The following is a 15,309-nucleotide window of genomic DNA, read 5'->3' as shown; positions in this document are numbered from 1 at the left end:
ATGAAACCCCGGATTAAGAAACGTTAAATTAGCGACATGCGGGAACTGAGCCTCGATCATCTGCGCACCCTGGTCGCCATCGCCGACCTCGGGTCGCTGGCCAATGCGGCGCGCGCCCTTCACCTGGCGGCACCGACCGTCACCGTCCAGATCGCGGAGCTGGAGTCGCGCCTGGGCGGCCAGTTGCTCGTTCGCGGGCGGGGGCCCGCGCAGGCGACCGCCTTGGGAGAGCGTTTCATCGCCCGCGCCCGCAGGCTGCTGGCGGACGCGGACGACGCCGTCGAGGACGTTCGACGCCAGCTCGCCGGCCAGACCGGCCGCGTGCGCGTGGGGGCCTCGACGGGCGCCATTGCGCACCTGCTGCCGCCCGCGCTCGAACGCCTGGCCGGGCACCATCCCGGCATCGACGTCAACGTGCAGGTGCTGACCTCCAACGAAAGCATGGCCCGGCTCGCCGCCGGAAGCCTGGACCTGGCGATCGTCGCGCTGCCGCAGGCGCAGCTGCGGGGCGTCCATGTCACGCCCCTGCGGCGCGAGGCCGTGGTCGCGTTCCTGCCGGCGGCCTGGCAGGCACCCAGACGGCTGACGCCGCAGTGGCTGGGCCAGCGACCCTTGATCATGAACGACGCCTCCACCCGTCTCTACCGGTTGACCGCGGAATGGTTCTCCGCGGCCGGCGTCCATTGCCGGCCGCGCATCGAGCTCAACTACAACGATGCGATCCGGACACTGGTCGCCGCGGGCTATGGCGCGGCGCTGCTGCCGGCGGAATCGCACCAGCCCGCGCTCGACCCTCGCATCGCCGTCCGCCCGCTCAGCCCGGCGCTGTGGCGGCAGCTGGGTCTCGCAGTCGGTGACCGGGGCGCCAGCGGACCGACGCGCTTCGTGCTGGACGCCTTGCTGCCCGAAAGGACCGATGACGAACGGACTTGACGCGACGGGCTCTGCCGGTAGGATGGCTGCCGCCGGTCACCCCGACCCAGGAGAGCGTCATGGCATCGAAGGACAGTCCCGCCAAGGGCAAGCCCAACATCCTCGTCATCTTCGGTGATGACATCGGCATTCCCCAGCTCAGCTGCTACACGCGGGGCCTGATGGGCTACCAGACGCCGAACATCGACCGCATCGCCAACGAAGGCGCGCTGTTCACCGACTCCTACGGCCAGCAGAGCTGCACCGCGGGCCGGGCCTCGTTCATCCTCGGCCAGGAACCGTTCCGCACCGGGCTCCTGACCATCGGCATGCCCGGCGATCCGCACGGCATCACCGCCTGGATGCCGACCATCGCGGACGTGCTCAATGCGCAAGGCTACGCGACCGGCCAGTTCGGCAAGAACCACCTCGGCGACCAGGACCAGCACCTGCCGACCAACCACGGCTTCGACGAGTTCTTCGGGAACCTCTATCACCTCAACGCCGAGGAAGAGCCGGAAGGATATTTCTATCCCAAGGACCCCGCGTTCAAGAAGAAGTACGGGCCGCGCGGCGTGATTCACTCGCTGGCCGGCGGCAAGATCGAAGACACCGGCCCGCTCAACACGGCGCGCATGCCGACCGTCGACGAAGAATTCCTGGACGGCGCGCAGAAGTTCATCCGCAAGAGCGTCGGCGACAAGAAGCCCTTCTTCGTGTGGTTCAACACCACCCGCATGCACGTCTTCACGCACCTCAAGAAGGAATCGCTGGGCAAGACCGGCAAGGGGCTGCATGCCGACGGCATGGTCGAGCACGACGGCCATGTGGGCCAGCTGCTGGACCTGCTGGACGAGCTGAAGATCGACGACAACACCATCGTCGTCTACACCACCGACAACGGCGCCGAGATCGCGCTGTGGCCGGACGGCGCGATGACCATGTTCCGCGGCGAGAAGGGCTCGACCTGGGAAGGCGGCTTCCGCATCCCGATGGCGATCCGCTGGCCCGGTGCGATCAAGCCCGGCACGGTCTGCAACGACCCGATCTCGCTGATCGACATGTTCCCCACCTTGTGCGCGGCGGCGGGCGTGCCGGACATCAAGGAAAAGCTCGCCAAGGGCACGACCGTTGGCAAGAAGGACTTCAAGGTCAAGCTCGACGGCTACAACTTCATGCCGTACTTCCAGGGCAAGGAGAAGAAGGGGCCGCGCGACGCCGTCTTCTACTTCGACCAGGGCGGCAACCTGAACGCGCTGCGCTACCAGGACTGGAAGCTGAGCTTCGCGATGCAGGCCCACGGCAACATCGCCACCGGCTCGCGCACCACCACCAACTGGGCCATGATCACCAACCTGCGCATGGACCCCTACGAGCGCGGACTCGACGAAGGCGGCGGCGCGATCGACTTCCTGGCCCGGCAGATGTGGCTGATCGTGCCGGTGATGGGTGCCATCAAGGCTTTCTTCTCGGACTTCATGGACTACCCCTACCAGGCGGGCAGCTCGCTCAATGCCGGCAGCATCAACTACGCGCTGCTGAAGCAGGTCGATGCCTTGAAGCGCCTGAAAGAAGTCGAGTCGCTGCACCCGAGCAGCTGAGCACCGGAGACCCCCTATGAGCAGCGACCCGATCCGCGCGGGCCAACTCGAGATCCGCTACCTGGTCGACGGCTCGGCCAGCGGCGGGCTGGGCGTGTTCGAACTCACGGTGCCGCCGGGCTCCAACGTCCCGCCGGCCCACAGCCACCGTGACAACGAAGAGTTCTTCTATGTGGTCGAAGGCTCGGTCACCTACTCGGTCGACGCCGACACGCGCCAGCTGAAGCCGGGCGAATGGATGTCGACCCCGCGGGGCTCCGTGCACGGCTTCAAGAACGAAGGGACGCAGACGGCGCGCGCGCTGGTGGTCCTGACGCCGGACATCGGCGCGCAGTACTTCCGCGACGTGGCCGTCGTGATCAACGCCGGCGGTCCGCCCGACCGGGCGAAGCTGATGGAAGTGATGTCGCGCTACGGGCTGAAGCCCGCCGCGCCCGCCCAGCCTTAGAGCCGCCGCACCTGCGTCGGCTGGCGCGACCAGTAGATGCCGTCGAGGCGGTCCAGGCGCACCTCGCCGCCGGTCGACGGCGCATGCACGAAGCGCCCTTCCCCGACATAGATGCCCGCATGCGACGGCGTGGCGGCGCCGAACAGCACGAGGTCGCCCGAGCGGATCTCGGACACCGGCACCGGCCGGCCGAAGGCCACCATGCGGGCCACGGTGCGCGGCGTTGCCTGGCCCACGCTCTGTCGGTACACGTAGCCGATCAGCCCGCTGCAATCGAAGCCGCCGGCCGGGGTGTTGCCGCCGTAGCGGTACGGCGTGCCGACCAGCCCCAGCGCATGGATGGCGACATCGTTCGACTGCTCGGCCGAAAGCGCCGCGGGACCGGGCCCGCTCATCGACGCCGGCGGCGGGCTCGCGCAGCCCAGCGCCAGCAGGCAGGCGGCCGTGGAAAGCAGGCGAAGGAGGGTCGAGGAGTAACGCAGATCGCTCATGGTGTGGGGTCGGATGATGCCAGCCTGCCGCCCAGCGCGATAGAGAGGTCGGACTGACAATCGGCGGATCTTCAACCCGGAGGCCCCATGCAGGTCCTTGACGCAGACAGCACCCACATCGACGGCATCGTCGCCATCTACAACGACGCGGTGCGCAACACCACCGCCATCTGGAACGAGAAGACCGTCGACGCCGCCAATCGGGCGGCCTGGCTGGCCGAGCGGCAGCGCGTCGGCTACCCGGTGTTGGTGGCGATCGATGCCGCAGGCGGCGTCGCCGGCTACGCCTCGTTCGGCGACTGGCGCGCCTTCGACGGCTACCGCCACACGGTGGAGCATTCGGTGTACGTGCGCCAGGACTGCCGTGGCGCGGGCATCGGCAAGGCGCTCATGGTGGCGCTGATCGAGCGCGCCCGCGGCATCGGCAAGCATGTGCTGGTCGCCGCCATCGAGGCCGGCAACACCGGCTCGATCGCGCTGCACAAGAAGCTGGGCTTCGAACAGGTCGGCCTGCTGCGCGAGGTCGGCACCAAGTTCGGCGTCTGGCTGGACCTGGTGTTCCTGCAGCTCAAGGTGGATTCGCGCACCGAGCCGGACGCCCCGCGCGCGCCCTAGGGGCGCCTGCGGCTCAGGCCACGCGGCTGCGCAGGCGCAGCAGGCCCAGACCGAGCAGCACGAAGGCCGCGCCCGCGATGCGGTTGAACAGCCGCACCCGGCGCAGGTCGGAGAAGCCGTGCTTCATGCCGCGCGCCAGCAGCACGTAGAAGGCATGCGACAGCACGGTGAAGACGGCGAAGGTCGCCGTCAGGACGAAGAACTGCTCCGCCACCGGCGCGCCCGGCGTCAGGAACTGGGGAAACAGGGCCGAGAAGAACAGGATGCTCTTGGGGTTGGTCACGGCCACCGTGAGGCCATGCCCGAACAGCCGCAGGGTGGCGGGCGGCACGACGGCTTCGTCCGGCCGGCGGGTATCGGCGAAGGCGTTGGCACCGCTGCGCCACTGCCGGATGCCGAGGTAGACCAGGTAGGCCGCACCGGCCAGCTTGAGCACCATGAAGGCCGTGGCGGAGCTGCTCAGCAGCACGCCGAGGCCGGCCATCGCGACGGCCGACACCAGGAACACGCCGACCGCATTGCCGAGCGAACCCCACATGGCGCGCCGCGGCCCGACCGACACCGAATTGGAGACTGCCAGCAGCACGGCCGGGCCCGGCGTGAAGGCCATGAACAACGAAACACCGCAAAAGACGAGCCAGTTCGACCAGGTCACCATCACCCCTCAGTGACGCCACCCGCGCGGCGGCGTTTCAGGTCCCGATTGTCTTCCGACCGGGAAACCCCCCGCCCGCGGTCCGGAATCAGGGCGCCGCTGCCACCACGCGCGCCACCTTGCCGCTGCGGCCGGCGCGGCCGGGTTCGCCGCTGCGGCAACGGATCCGCACGCCGGGGGCACCCTGGGATTCGAGGAACGCGGCCAGCACCTGCCGCGCCCGCCGCAGCGCCGGTTCGGCCGCCGAACCGCACAGCCCGGTGCGCAGCAGCAATTCGCAGGGGCCCACCTGCACCAGCTGGAAATCGAACAGGCCGGCCTCCTCCTCCAGCATGGTGCTGAGCGCCAGCGGCAGCACGCTGACCGGGCCCGAGCGGGCGGCGCCCAGGCGCAGCGTGTCGTCGCAGCGGCCCTGGACCTCGATCACGGGCAGGCAGGAGCCGCAGGGACAGTCGCCCGGCCACATGGTCACGCGGTCGCCCAGGTCGTAGCGGATCAGCGGCTGCACGTGGTTCGCCAAGTTGGTGAGCAAGGTCGTCGCGGGCAGCTCGCCGGGCGCCACGGCGCGGCCTTGCGCGTCCACGGGTTCCAGGATCGCCCAGTCGCTGTTGAGGTGCATCCGGCCGTGGCCGCATTCGAAGGCCAGCGAGAGGAATTCCGATGCGCCGTAGCTGTTGGCCATCGGGCAGCCGAAGGCCTGCTGCACGAAGTCGCGCCCGGCCGCCGACAGGTCTTCGCCGCCGGTCCAGAGCTCGGACGGCGAGGCCCGCAGCCGCCCGGCGATGCGTTCCTCCGCCAGCAGCACCGCCGCGCTCGGGTAGGTGGCGATCACGGTCGGGGCCAGCGCGTTCAGTTGCTCGACCAGGCCCGCGACCGGCTGCAGGAACGAGATCCCGTGCAGGCGCAGTGCCAGCGCAGGATGGAGACGCCGCAGCCGCTCGATCGACACCGTGCTGGCGAAGTGGCCGCCGGTCGCGCCGACGAAGGCGATGCGGTCGGCCAGGCCCCACGGGTCCAGCCACCGCTGCAGCGGCCGCAGGACAGGCCGCCGCAGCGCCTCCAGCGCGTCGTAGACCGCCATCGCAGCGGCGTCCTGCACGAAGATGGCGGGCTCCCCGCTGCTGCCCGAACTCTCCCACACCGCGTAGCGGCTCTGGAAAGGCTCGGCGATGCGCCGGCGGTCGGCCACGAAGCGGCGCAGGCCGTCCAGCCGCAGGCCGGGGTCGGCCACCCAGCCGTCGAAGTCGCCCATCAGTGCGGCCTTGTGCGCGACCGGCAGTTCCGCCAGCTGCACCGTGTGCAGCTCGCGCCCCGCGAGCAGGCGCCGGTAGGTCGGCGAGTGCCGGTGCGCCGAAGCCAGCAGTTCTACCAGGCGCCTGGCCTGCCGGGCGGCGATCGACGCCGCCGGCGCGCGCCCGGCCAGCGCAACGTCCAGCGCGACCGAGCCCGACAGCCAGGGGTCGATCGGCGACGGCATCAGGCGGCCTCCTCGTCCTAGAGTTTCTCCTTCACGAAGCCGGCGGCGTTCTCGTCGGCGCCGGGCTGGCCCTCGTCCGAATGGGGGTTCGTCGGATCGGCATCGGTGGGGAATTCAGGCTCCACGGGCAGCTGCCCGGGGTCGTCCTCGGAAGGGACTTTGGGAGTGGACATGGGACGGATCCTCGGACAGCGGAAGAACGCCCATTTTGAGCCGCCGGCGGCAAGAAATACAGACCGCGTCAGTCGCAGGCACGTTTCGCGCGCCAGTTCCACAGCGCGCCGAAGGCCATCAGCACGCAGGTGGCGAGGAACACGGTGGGCATCCCGAAATGGCCGCCGACGAAGCCGCCCAGCAGCGGCCCGGCGACCTGTCCGGTGTACTGCGCCGAAATCGAATAGCCCAGCATGCGGCCGGCGCTGCCCTCGGGCACGTTGTGCCGGATCACGCTGGCGATGCACGGCAGCAGTCCGCCGAGCGACAGGCCCATCAGGAAGCGCAGCCCGACCAGTTGCCAGCCCGCGCTGACGAAGGCCTGCGGCACCAGCAGCACGGCCGAGATCGCCAGGCAGCCGATGATCACGTTCCAGTGGCCGACCCGATCGGCCAGCTGGCCGAGCCGGGAGGCCGACAGGATGCTGCCCAGCGCCGCCGCCGACATCACGAAGCCGGCCATCACCGTGACGCGCGCGGGCTCGGCCACCAGCTGCGCGACGTAGACCGTGATGATGGGCTCGATCGACATGTTGGCCAGCATCAGCAGCATCCCGGTCAAGAGCATCGCGGTGACCGGCCGCTTGTCGGGCACCGCGGCCCAGCCGCCGGCCGGCTTGGCGTCGGCCTTGGCGCGCGCCGGGCGACGCTCCTCCCGGACCAGGAACAGCGTGGCCAGGAAGGCGACGAAGATCACGGCGCCGGCGCCGAAGAAGGTCCAGCGGATGCCGATCAGCGGCGGCAGCACGCCGCCGATCAGCGGGCCGACCAGGCTGCCCGCCATGACAGCGGACGACAGGGTGCCCAGCGCCCAACCCGAGCGTTCCTTCGGCGTCTGGGTCGCGATCAGCACGGTCGAGCCCGAGGCATAGCCGCCCAGCAGGCCGGCGAGCAGCCGCAGGCCGACCAGCTGCCAGACGTCCTGCGCCAGGCCGATCAGCGCCATCGCAACGGCCATGCCCAGGCTGGCGCGAATCAGCATCAGCTTGCGGCCGTAGCGGTCGGCCAGCCGGCCCCACAGCGGCGCCACCAGGGCGGCGCTGAAGAAGGTCGCGCCGTAGGCCGCGCCCGACCAGCGGACGATGGCGGCCGGATCATGCACGCCGAGTTGTTCGACGTAGAGCGGCAGGAAGGGCAGCAGCAGCGTCATCGCCACGATGGTGGTGAAGGAGCCGAACATGCAGACGACGAGATTGCGCCGCCAGTGTTCGGCGGTCTGGTCGGCAGGGGTGCGGGAGCTGGCGGCGGAAATATCGGACATGAAGCGCGGGAGAAGTCGCATTCATTGTCCCGCCGCCTGCCCGATGGCGTGCATGCCATCTGGCGATGGGCCCCTTCGCGCAGCGATCAGCGCGCGCCGTCGCCGATGGCGATGGCCACCTTTCCGAATCGGTCGGCGGCGGCCAGGCGGTCGAGTGCGGCGTGGGCGTCGGCCATCGGAAACGCCGCATCGATCACGGGACGCAGCCCGGTGCGTCGGACCAGCGAAAGCAAGGCCGCGAACTCGTCCAGATCGCCCAGCGTCGAGCCCAGGATCTGAAGTTGGCGGATGAAGATGCGGCGCAGGTCCGCGGGCGGCTGGTCGCCGCTGGTGGCGCCACAGGTCACGAGCCGGCCGCCGCGCACCAGCGATTTCATGGCGCTGGACCAGACCGCGGCGCCCACGTTCTCGATCACGACATCGACGCCACGGCCGCCGGTGAGCGCCATCACCTCCTTCGCCACGTCGCGGGTCGGGCTGTCGATCGCATGGTCCGCGCCCATCTGCAGGGCCCGCTGCAGCTTGGCCTCGCTGCGCGAGGTGACGATCACCCTGGCGCCGGCCAGCCGGGCCAGCTGCAGCGCCGCCAGCGAGACACCGCCGCCGATGCCGAAGATCAGCACCGTCTCCCAGGGCTTGAGCTGCGCCTTCGTGAAGAGCATCCGCCAGGCCGTGAGGTGATTGACCCCCAGCGCCGCGGCCTCGGCGGGGCGCAGGTGCGCGGGCATCGCGAACACGTTGCGGGCCGGCACGCTGACGTACTCGGCCAGGGTGCCGTCGCGATGCTCTCCCAGGTACTGGATCGCGGTGCACAGCACGCCCTCGCCACGCTGGCAGAACTCGCAGCGGCCACAGGCGATGCCCGGGTGCAGCACGACCTGCTGGCCGGGCGCCAGAAGACGTTCGTCCGCATCCACCTCCTCCACGATCCCCGCGCCATCGAGCCCCATGATCTGGGGCAGCCGATGCGTGATGCCCGCGCCGCTGTCGCGCATGTAGAGATCGACCTGGTTGAGCGTGGCCGCCTGGAGGCGCACGAGCACCTCGCCCGGGCCGCGCACCGGCCTGGGCCGCTCGCCGACGACAACCACCTCGTTGCCGCCGTGGCCCGTGATGAAGACTGCCTGCATGCGGTGCTTCTCCTGGGAAATGGATCAGGATCAGCCGTGCCGGAACACCGGCCGGCGTTTCTCGAGAAAGGCGTTCATGCCTTCGTGCGCGTCATCGCTGGCGAAGCGGGCGTGGAGCTGCCGGCGCTCGAACAGGATGCCTTCGGTCAACGAGGCCTCCCAGGCCCGGTTCACCGACTCCTTGATCGCCATCAGCGCCGGCAGCGAAAAGCCGGCGATGCGCGCCGCCAGTTCCATCGCCTCGGGCAGCAGGCGCGCGTCGCCGACGACGCGCGAAACCAGTCCGCAGCGCTCGGCCTCCGCGGCATCCAGCGCGCGGGCCGACAGGCACATGTCCATGGCCTTGGCCTTGCCGATGGCGCGCGGCAGCCGCTGGGTGCCGCCGGCGCCGGGCATCATGGCCAGCTTGATCTCGGGCAGCGCGAAGCGCGCCGACTCGGCCGCGATGACGATGTCGCAGGCCAGCGCGAGTTCGCAGCCGCCGCCCAGCGCGACGCCCGCCACCGCGGCGATCACCGGCTTGCGCACCCGGCGGATGGTTTCCCAGTTGCGCGTGATGAACTCGCCCCGGACGACGTCCATGTAGCGCCAGTCGGCCATCGCCGCGATGTCGGCGCCGGCCGCGAAGGCCTTCGCGCTGCCGGTGATGACGATGGCGCCGATGTCGGCGTCGGCGTCGAATGCGAGCAGCGCCGCGCCGAGCGCGTCCATCAGCGCATCGTCGAGCGCGTTCATCTGCTGCGGCCGGGCCAGCGTGACGAGGCCGACCCGGCCGTGCGTCTGCGTGAGGATGGGTTGTTCCTGCATGCCGGTCCTGCGTCAATCCACCACGATCTTCTGCTGTTTGATCAGCGCCGACAACAAGGCGCCCTCGTCGGCCAGCAGCGACCGGAACTCGGCGGTCTCCATGGCGACCGGTTCGGCCCCCAGGTCCGCATAGCGCGACTTGACGGCCGGCTGCGCCAGCGCCTTGGCCACTTCGCGGTTCATGCGGGCCACGATCTCGGGCGGAGTGCCGAGCGGCGCCCACAGGCCGAACCAGATGTCGAGGTCGGCGCCCTTGAATCCCTGCTCGCCCACCGTGGGCACCTCGGGGAAGAAGGGCGAGCGCTTGGCGCTGACGATGCCCAGCAGCTTGACCTTGCCGGTCCGGATGTGCGGAAACGCGATGCCCGGGTCGCAGACGAAGTCGGCCTGGCCCGACAGCACGTCCTGCAAGGCCGGGGCCGCGCCGCGGTAGGGCACATGGGCGACATCGGTGCCCGTCGCCTGCTTGAACAGCTCGCAGGCCAGGTGCGGCGGCGTGCCCGCGCCGGCCGAGGCGTAGGACAGCGTGCCCGGCCGGGACTTGGCCAGGGCGACCAGGTCGCGCGCATCCTTGGCGGCCATCTGCGGCTTGGCGACCAGGTACATCTGGGTGCGTCCGACACTGGCCACCGGCATCAGGTCGCGCGACGGCAGGATGGTGGACTTGAACAGCGACGGATTGGCGGTTTCCACCGAGGTCGGCGCGATCAGGAAGGTGTGGCCGTCCGGCGCGGCGCGGATCACTTCGGCCGCCGAGATGTTGCCGCTCGCGCCCGGCTTGTTGTCGATGACGACGGGCTGCCCCAGCGATTCGGACAGCGACTGCGACAGGATCCGGGCCATGACGTCGGTGCTGCCGCCGGGCGCGAAGCCGACGACGATGCGGACCGGCTTCGCGGGCCAGGCCGACGCCGTCTGCGCGAACGCGGCGCAGCCGGTGCTCGTGAGGGCGGCGACGCAAAGGGCCTGCAGCAGGCGGCGGCGAATGAACGATGAGGTGGACATGTTGTTTCCTAGACGGTGGCGCGCAGCAGTTCGCGCAGCTTGAATTTCTGGATCTTTCCGGACGGCGTGGACGGCATGGCGTCGCGCACGATCAGGCGCTCGGGGATGTACTGGATCGCCACCTTCTCGCGCTGGAGGAAGTCGACGATCGAAGGCAGGTCCACGCTGTGCCCCGGCCGCGCCACCACCACCGCACAGGCCCGCTCGCCCAGGCGTTCGTCCGGGTAGGCCACGATCGCGGCCATGGCGATGGCGGGGTGGCGATAGAGCAGCGACTCGATCTCGACCACCGGGATGTTCTCGCCGCCGCGGATGATCACGTCCTTGCTGCGGCCGGTGATGCGGATGTAGCCCCCTGCATCGACGCGCGCGAGGTCTCCGGTGTCGAACCAGTCGTCGGCGTCGGTGCCGTTGAGGTGCGGCCGCCGCAGGTAGCCGCCGAAGTTGGAACACGCGCGCACCAGCAGACGGCCGGACTCACCCGCGGGCAGCGCCTGGCCGGCGTCGTCGGCCACCTTGATCTCCACGCCCGGCAGCGGACGGCCGTCGGTGTTGAAGGCGCGCTCGTCGTCGTCGTCGAGTTCGATCAGGGTGACGGCGCCGTTTTCGCTCATGCCCCAGGCCGAGACGATCTTGGTGCCCAGCACGGCGCGCGCCTGCTCGACCAGCGGGCCGGGAATCGGCGCGCCCGCGCACAGGAAGGTGCGCAGGGTCGGCACTGCCAACTGGCGCTCCGCCACGGTGCGGGTCAGGTCGGTCAGGAAGGGCGTGGAGGCCATGGTGAAGCTGACCCGCTCGCTGCGGATCAGCTCGAGCGCCCGGCCCGGCTCCCAGATGTCCTGCAGCACCACGCTCGCCTTGAGCATGATCGGCATCATCAGCCCGTACATGAAGCCGGTCTGGTGCGCCATCGGCGAGGCCATCAGCACCACGTCGTCGGCCCCCAGGCGCAGGCGCTGCGCGTACGGAATGATGTTGGCCATGGTGGTGTTGGCCGTGTGCATCACGCCCTTGGGCTCGCCGGTGGTGCCCGAGGTGTAGATCAGCTGGGTCACGTCGTCCGGACCGGGGCGGCTGCGCGTCAGGATCGCCGGCGCGTCGGCGCTGTCCTCCCAGGCCGGGCCGCCGAGCAGGGCCTCGAAGCTGTTGCCGCCGCTGCCGCCGACCACCACCACGTGCTCGAGCCGCGGCAGATCGGCCCGCAAGCCCGCCACCATCTGTTCGAAGTCGAAGCCGCGGAAGGCCTGCGGCACGATCAGGACCTTGGCTTCGCCGTGCTTGAGCATGAAGGACAGCTCGCGCTCGCGGAAGATGTGCATCAGCGGATTCATCACGGCGCCGATGCGCGAGCAAGCCAGGTAGGTCAGGGTGAACTGCCACCAGTTGGGCAGCTGGCAGGCCACCACGTCGTTGCGGCCCACGCCCAGCCGGGCCAGCCCGACCGCGATGCGGTCGGCCATCCGGGCCATCTCGCGGTAGGTGAAGCGGGTGGTGCCGCCCTCCTCCGTCCGCCAGGCGGTGAGCGCGACCTTGTCGGGGCAGGCCGCGACGCAGGCGTCGAGGTCGTCGTTGATGGTGCGGTCGTGCCAGAGTCCTTGGGCCACCATCCGGGCGCGGCGCGGTGCAATGAGTACGGCGTCGAGTTCCATGCTTGTCTCCTTCTTTGCTTTGGGAATGAACCGGCCTCAGGCCGGCACGGCGTCGCGTCCTGCACGCGTGCGGGCGATGATGGTTTTCATGATCTGGGCCGTGCCGTCGCCGATCTGGAAGCCCAGCACATCGCGCAGGCGCTGTTCCATCGCGCCGCGGTCGTAGCCGCCATGGCCGAACATCAGCAGGCACTGGTGGATCACGTCGTAGGCGAGCTTGGGCGCCCACCACTTGCACATCGCGGCTTCGGCGGTGTGCGGTGCGCCCTTGTCCTTCAGCCACAGCGTCTGAAGGCACAGCAGGCGGGCCGCCTCGACCTGGGTGTCGAAGTCCGCCAGCGGATGCGACACGCCCTGGAAGGCCGACAACGGCTTGCCGAAGGCTTCGCGCTGCGCGACGTACTCCCAGGTCTCTTCCAGTGCCACGCGGGCGACGGCCAGCACCTCCAGCCCGATCAGCGCGCGCGAGAAGTCGAAGCCCTGCATGACCTGCACGAAGCCCTTGTTCTCGTCGCCCAGGCGGTGGCTGACCGGCACCCGGACGTTCTCGAAGAACAGCGAACCGCGTCCGATCGCGCGCTGGCCATGGCAGTCGAAGCGGTTGCGCGTGACGCCCGGCAGGTCCATCGGCACCAGCAGGGCCGTGACCCCATGGGCCGCCGATTCGACCGATCCGGTGCGGCCGAACACCACCGCCGCGTCGGCCTGGTCGGCGGCCGAGATCGAAGTCTTCTCGCCATTGACGACGTACGCGTCGCCGACCCGTTCGATGCGCAGGCGCAGGTTGGCCGCATCCGATCCGCCGCGCGGCTCGGTCAGCGCGATGGCGAACAGCGCCTCGCCCCGCGTGAGCTTCGCCAGCCATGGCGCGACCACCTCCGGCCGGCCGTGATGGGCCAGGATCTGCCCGTTGAGCGAGGCCAGCAGGTTGACGTAGCTCAGGCTCAGGTCGGCGCGCGCGATCTCCTCGTGGATCACGCCGGCGGCCAGCGCGCCCAGGCCCTGGCCGCCGTGGGCCTCGGGCAGCTCGGGCGCGATGAATCCCATCTCGCCCATCTCCCGCATCAGCGTGCGGTCGAGCACCCGCGTCCTGTCGCGCTCCAGAAAGCCCGGCGCGACCCGGCCGGTGGCAAAGCGGCGCGCATGCTCGGCCAGCGCCGCCAGATCTTCGTCAATGTAAGGATTCATGTCGTCTCCAGAAAGAAGCCGCAGCGTCCAGCAGTGCTGCTGCATTTCGAACTCGCGCAACCTGAGCCAGGGCCGCCGTGGAACCGGCTTCGCCGGGCCACTGGCGGCGTCCCCCTTCCCGCCTCGCGCAGCGACGCGAGAGAAGGGGGAAGGCGCGAAGCGCCTCAGGGGGTTGTTCACTTCATGTACTTGCGGAACTCGGGCTTGCGCCGCTCGCCGAGCGCCTTGACGCCTTCGCGCGACTCTTCGGTGTCGTAGTACAGCTTGAGCGCGTACATGCCCAGGCCGGCGATGCCGCTCTGGTGCGCGGTGTCGGCGTTGAAGCTGCGCTTGGCAATGGCGATGGCCGTCGGGCTGCGCTCGCAGATGGTCTCGGCCCACTCCTGCACCGTCTCGTCGAGCTTCTCGGGCGGCACGCAGATGTTGGCCAGGCCCATGGCCACGGCCTCCTGGCCCGAGTAGCGCTTGTTGAGGTACCAGATCTCGCGGGCCTTCTTCTCGCCGACGACGCGCGCCAGGAAGGCCGTGCCGTAGCCGGGGTCGACCGACCCCATCTTCGGGCCGACCTGGCCGAAGATGGCCTTCTCGGAGCAGATGGTCAGGTCGCAGATGGTGCACAGCACGTTGCCGCCGCCGATGGCGAAGCCCTGCACCCGCGCGATCACCGGCTTGGGCACGTCGCGGATGGCGGTGTGCAGCTCTTCCATCGGCAGGCCGATGGTGCCGCGGCCGTCGTAGTTGCCGTTGTGGGCCGACTGGTCGCCGCCGGTGCAGAAGGCCTTCTCGCCGGCGCCGGCCAGCACGATGGCGCCGACCTCGCGGTCGTAGCCGGCGCGGTTGAGCGCCCGGATGATCTCGTCGCAGGTCTGGCCGCGAAAGGCGTTCATCTTGTCGGGCCGGTTGATGGTGATCCAGGCCACGCCGTTGCGCACTTCGTAGAGGATGTCTTCGAATTCCATGGTGTTCTTTCAGGGGGAGGGGTCGGGGGGACGCGGCCTCAGCCGTTCATGGTCAGGCCGCCGGAGACGCTCAGCACCTGGCCCGTGACGTAGGCCGCGTCGTCGCTGGCGAAGAACAGGATGGCGCCCGGCAGGTCGTCCGGCTGGCCGATGCGGCCCAGCGGGATCGAGCGCGTGAAGGCTTCCATCAGCTTCTCGGGGTTGCCGGCGCCTTCCTTGTAGTCGGCGAACAGCGCGGTGTCGGTCGGGCCCGGGCACACCACGTTGACCGTGATGCCGTGGCGGGCATGCTCGCGCGCGATGGTCTTCGAGAACGCCACCAGCCCGCCCTTGCAGGCCGCGTACACCGCCTCGCCCGAGGACCCGACCCGCGCCGCGTCGGAGGCGATGTTGACGATCCGCCCCGCCTTGCGCGCCGCCATGCCCGGCAGCACCGCGTGGTGCATGTGCAGGGCGCCGGTCAGGTTGATGGCGATCAGCTTATCCCACTGCGCCGGCTCGGTCTTGGTGAAAGGCTTGAACACGTCCCAGCCGGCGTTGTTGACCAGCACGTCGATGGCGCCGAAGCGCTCGATCGTGGCGGCGACCGCGGCGTCGACGCTGGCGCGGTCGGTGATGTCGCAGCGGAAGGCCTCGGCCTGGCCGCCTTCGGCGCGGATCTGCGCGGCCACTTTCTCGGCCGCTTCGGGGTTGAGGTCGAACACCGCGACACGCGCGCCCTGGCGTGCGAAGCGGCGGCTGGTCGCGCCACCGATGCCGCCGCCGCCGCCGGTGATCACGACGGTCTTTTCATTGAATGTCTGCATCTGGGTCTCCAAGGGTTGCGAAGCTTGCTATCGTGGGCGCCAGCTTCGAGAGCTTCCGCGCCATTACGACAACATGTTTACGTATTATGGTC

Annotated in this window: 16 protein-coding genes; 4 read left to right on the top strand and 12 right to left on the bottom strand. The window is 69.8% G+C overall.

Going from position 1 to position 15,309, the window contains the following annotated elements:
- Nucleotides 1-36: 36 nt before the first annotated feature.
- The 3 genes from QTI33_RS19875 to QTI33_RS19865 are packed head-to-tail and all read left to right on the top strand — an operon-like array spanning nucleotide 37 to nucleotide 2,961.
- The gene (locus tag QTI33_RS19875; protein WP_286507979.1) at nucleotides 37-933 is read left to right on the top strand and encodes a LysR family transcriptional regulator; all 897 of its coding nucleotides are present in this window, start codon (nucleotides 37-39) and stop codon (nucleotides 931-933) included.
- A gap of 59 nt (nucleotides 934-992) precedes the next feature.
- Nucleotides 993-2,513: an arylsulfatase gene (locus QTI33_RS19870; RefSeq protein WP_286507978.1), complete on the top strand. Its 1,521-nt coding sequence runs from the start codon at nucleotides 993-995 to the stop codon at nucleotides 2,511-2,513.
- Between the two features lie 16 nt (nucleotides 2,514-2,529).
- Nucleotides 2,530-2,961 carry a cupin domain-containing protein gene (locus QTI33_RS19865; RefSeq protein ID WP_286507977.1) on the top strand — a complete coding sequence of 144 codons (432 nt, stop codon included), beginning with the start codon at nucleotides 2,530-2,532 and terminating at the stop codon, nucleotides 2,959-2,961.
- Here QTI33_RS19865 and QTI33_RS19860 read toward each other — a convergent pair.
- Nucleotides 2,958-3,452, bottom strand: a complete 495-nt coding sequence (locus tag QTI33_RS19860) for a C40 family peptidase (protein WP_286507976.1) — start codon at nucleotides 3,450-3,452, stop codon at nucleotides 2,958-2,960. The two genes, QTI33_RS19865 and QTI33_RS19860, sit on opposite strands and share 4 nt — an antisense overlap.
- 87 nt (nucleotides 3,453-3,539) lie before the next feature.
- Here QTI33_RS19860 and QTI33_RS19855 point away from each other — a divergent pair, with 87 nt between their 5' ends.
- Nucleotides 3,540-4,067, top strand: a complete 528-nt coding sequence (locus tag QTI33_RS19855; protein WP_286507975.1) for a GNAT family N-acetyltransferase — start codon at nucleotides 3,540-3,542, stop codon at nucleotides 4,065-4,067.
- 13 nt (nucleotides 4,068-4,080) lie between these two features.
- Here the strand turns inward: QTI33_RS19855 and QTI33_RS19850 are convergent, their stop codons facing one another.
- The 11 genes from QTI33_RS19850 to badH form a co-directional block, all read right to left on the bottom strand.
- Entirely contained in the window at nucleotides 4,081-4,722 is a 642-nt protein-coding gene (locus QTI33_RS19850; protein WP_286508095.1) for a LysE family translocator, read from the bottom strand.
- Between the two features lie 88 nt (nucleotides 4,723-4,810).
- Nucleotides 4,811-6,199 carry a phenylacetate--CoA ligase family protein gene (locus QTI33_RS19845; protein ID WP_286507974.1) on the bottom strand — a complete coding sequence of 463 codons (1,389 nt, stop codon included), beginning with the start codon at nucleotides 6,197-6,199 and terminating at the stop codon, nucleotides 4,811-4,813.
- A gap of 17 nt (nucleotides 6,200-6,216) precedes the next feature.
- Complete coding sequence (locus QTI33_RS19840) at nucleotides 6,217-6,372, bottom strand: hypothetical protein (protein ID WP_286507973.1); 156 nt, start codon at nucleotides 6,370-6,372, stop codon at nucleotides 6,217-6,219.
- 68 nt (nucleotides 6,373-6,440) lie between these two features.
- A complete protein-coding gene (locus QTI33_RS19835; protein WP_286507972.1) occupies nucleotides 6,441-7,673 on the bottom strand; it encodes an MFS transporter in 1,233 nt (410 codons plus the stop codon).
- Between the two features lie 86 nt (nucleotides 7,674-7,759).
- Nucleotides 7,760-8,803 carry a zinc-binding dehydrogenase gene (locus QTI33_RS19830; protein ID WP_286507971.1) on the bottom strand — a complete coding sequence of 348 codons (1,044 nt, stop codon included), beginning with the start codon at nucleotides 8,801-8,803 and terminating at the stop codon, nucleotides 7,760-7,762.
- Nucleotides 8,804-8,833: 30 nt separating this feature from the next.
- Nucleotides 8,834-9,610, bottom strand: coding sequence for an enoyl-CoA hydratase (locus tag QTI33_RS19825; RefSeq protein WP_286507969.1), 777 nt, complete (start codon nucleotides 9,608-9,610; stop codon nucleotides 8,834-8,836).
- 12 nt (nucleotides 9,611-9,622) lie between these two features.
- Nucleotides 9,623-10,615, bottom strand: coding sequence for a Bug family tripartite tricarboxylate transporter substrate binding protein (locus QTI33_RS19820; protein WP_286507968.1), 993 nt, complete (start codon nucleotides 10,613-10,615; stop codon nucleotides 9,623-9,625).
- Between the two features lie 8 nt (nucleotides 10,616-10,623).
- Nucleotides 10,624-12,264 carry a cyclohexanecarboxylate-CoA ligase gene (gene aliA / locus QTI33_RS19815; protein WP_286507967.1) on the bottom strand — a complete coding sequence of 547 codons (1,641 nt, stop codon included), beginning with the start codon at nucleotides 12,262-12,264 and terminating at the stop codon, nucleotides 10,624-10,626.
- 36 nt (nucleotides 12,265-12,300) lie between these two features.
- Nucleotides 12,301-13,452 (bottom strand): cyclohexanecarboxyl-CoA dehydrogenase, encoded by a 1,152-nt coding sequence (gene aliB, locus QTI33_RS19810; RefSeq protein ID WP_286507966.1) that lies wholly within the window; start codon nucleotides 13,450-13,452, stop codon nucleotides 12,301-12,303.
- A 176-nt stretch (nucleotides 13,453-13,628) separates the two neighbouring features.
- A complete protein-coding gene (badI, locus tag QTI33_RS19805) occupies nucleotides 13,629-14,411 on the bottom strand; it encodes a 2-ketocyclohexanecarboxyl-CoA hydrolase (protein WP_286507965.1) in 783 nt (260 codons plus the stop codon).
- Nucleotides 14,412-14,449: 38 nt separating this feature from the next.
- Nucleotides 14,450-15,217 (bottom strand): 2-hydroxycyclohexanecarboxyl-CoA dehydrogenase, encoded by a 768-nt coding sequence (badH, locus tag QTI33_RS19800; protein WP_286507964.1) that lies wholly within the window; start codon nucleotides 15,215-15,217, stop codon nucleotides 14,450-14,452.
- Nucleotides 15,218-15,309 lie beyond the last annotated feature (92 nt).

Source organism: Variovorax davisae (assembly GCF_030316845.1).
GTDB lineage: Bacteria > Pseudomonadota > Gammaproteobacteria > Burkholderiales > Burkholderiaceae_C > Variovorax > Variovorax davisae.
Note: the sequence above shows the minus strand (reverse complement) of the source record. Positions and strands in the feature narration are given on the sequence as shown.

Excerpts from the sequence above, each read along its gene's own strand:
- QTI33_RS19865 (WP_286507977.1), top strand. The coding sequence starts at position 2,530 with ATGAGCAGCGACCCGATCCGCGCGGGCCAACTCGAGATCCGCTACCTG.
- QTI33_RS19840 (WP_286507973.1), bottom strand. The coding sequence starts at position 6,372 with ATGTCCACTCCCAAAGTCCCTTCCGAGGACGACCCCGGGCAGCTGCCC.
- QTI33_RS19845 (WP_286507974.1), bottom strand. The coding sequence starts at position 6,199 with ATGCCGTCGCCGATCGACCCCTGGCTGTCGGGCTCGGTCGCGCTGGAC.
- aliA (WP_286507967.1), bottom strand. The coding sequence starts at position 12,264 with ATGGAACTCGACGCCGTACTCATTGCACCGCGCCGCGCCCGGATGGTG.
- aliB (WP_286507966.1), bottom strand. The coding sequence starts at position 13,452 with ATGAATCCTTACATTGACGAAGATCTGGCGGCGCTGGCCGAGCATGCG.
- QTI33_RS19820 (WP_286507968.1), bottom strand. The coding sequence starts at position 10,615 with ATGTCCACCTCATCGTTCATTCGCCGCCGCCTGCTGCAGGCCCTTTGC.
- QTI33_RS19855 (WP_286507975.1), top strand. The coding sequence starts at position 3,540 with ATGCAGGTCCTTGACGCAGACAGCACCCACATCGACGGCATCGTCGCC.
- QTI33_RS19860 (WP_286507976.1), bottom strand. The coding sequence starts at position 3,452 with ATGAGCGATCTGCGTTACTCCTCGACCCTCCTTCGCCTGCTTTCCACG.
- QTI33_RS19875 (WP_286507979.1), top strand. The coding sequence starts at position 37 with ATGCGGGAACTGAGCCTCGATCATCTGCGCACCCTGGTCGCCATCGCC.
- QTI33_RS19870 (WP_286507978.1), top strand. The coding sequence starts at position 993 with ATGGCATCGAAGGACAGTCCCGCCAAGGGCAAGCCCAACATCCTCGTC.
- QTI33_RS19825 (WP_286507969.1), bottom strand. The coding sequence starts at position 9,610 with ATGCAGGAACAACCCATCCTCACGCAGACGCACGGCCGGGTCGGCCTC.
- QTI33_RS19830 (WP_286507971.1), bottom strand. The coding sequence starts at position 8,803 with ATGCAGGCAGTCTTCATCACGGGCCACGGCGGCAACGAGGTGGTTGTC.
- QTI33_RS19835 (WP_286507972.1), bottom strand. The coding sequence starts at position 7,673 with ATGTCCGATATTTCCGCCGCCAGCTCCCGCACCCCTGCCGACCAGACC.
- badH (WP_286507964.1), bottom strand. The coding sequence starts at position 15,217 with ATGCAGACATTCAATGAAAAGACCGTCGTGATCACCGGCGGCGGCGGC.
- badI (WP_286507965.1), bottom strand. The coding sequence starts at position 14,411 with ATGGAATTCGAAGACATCCTCTACGAAGTGCGCAACGGCGTGGCCTGG.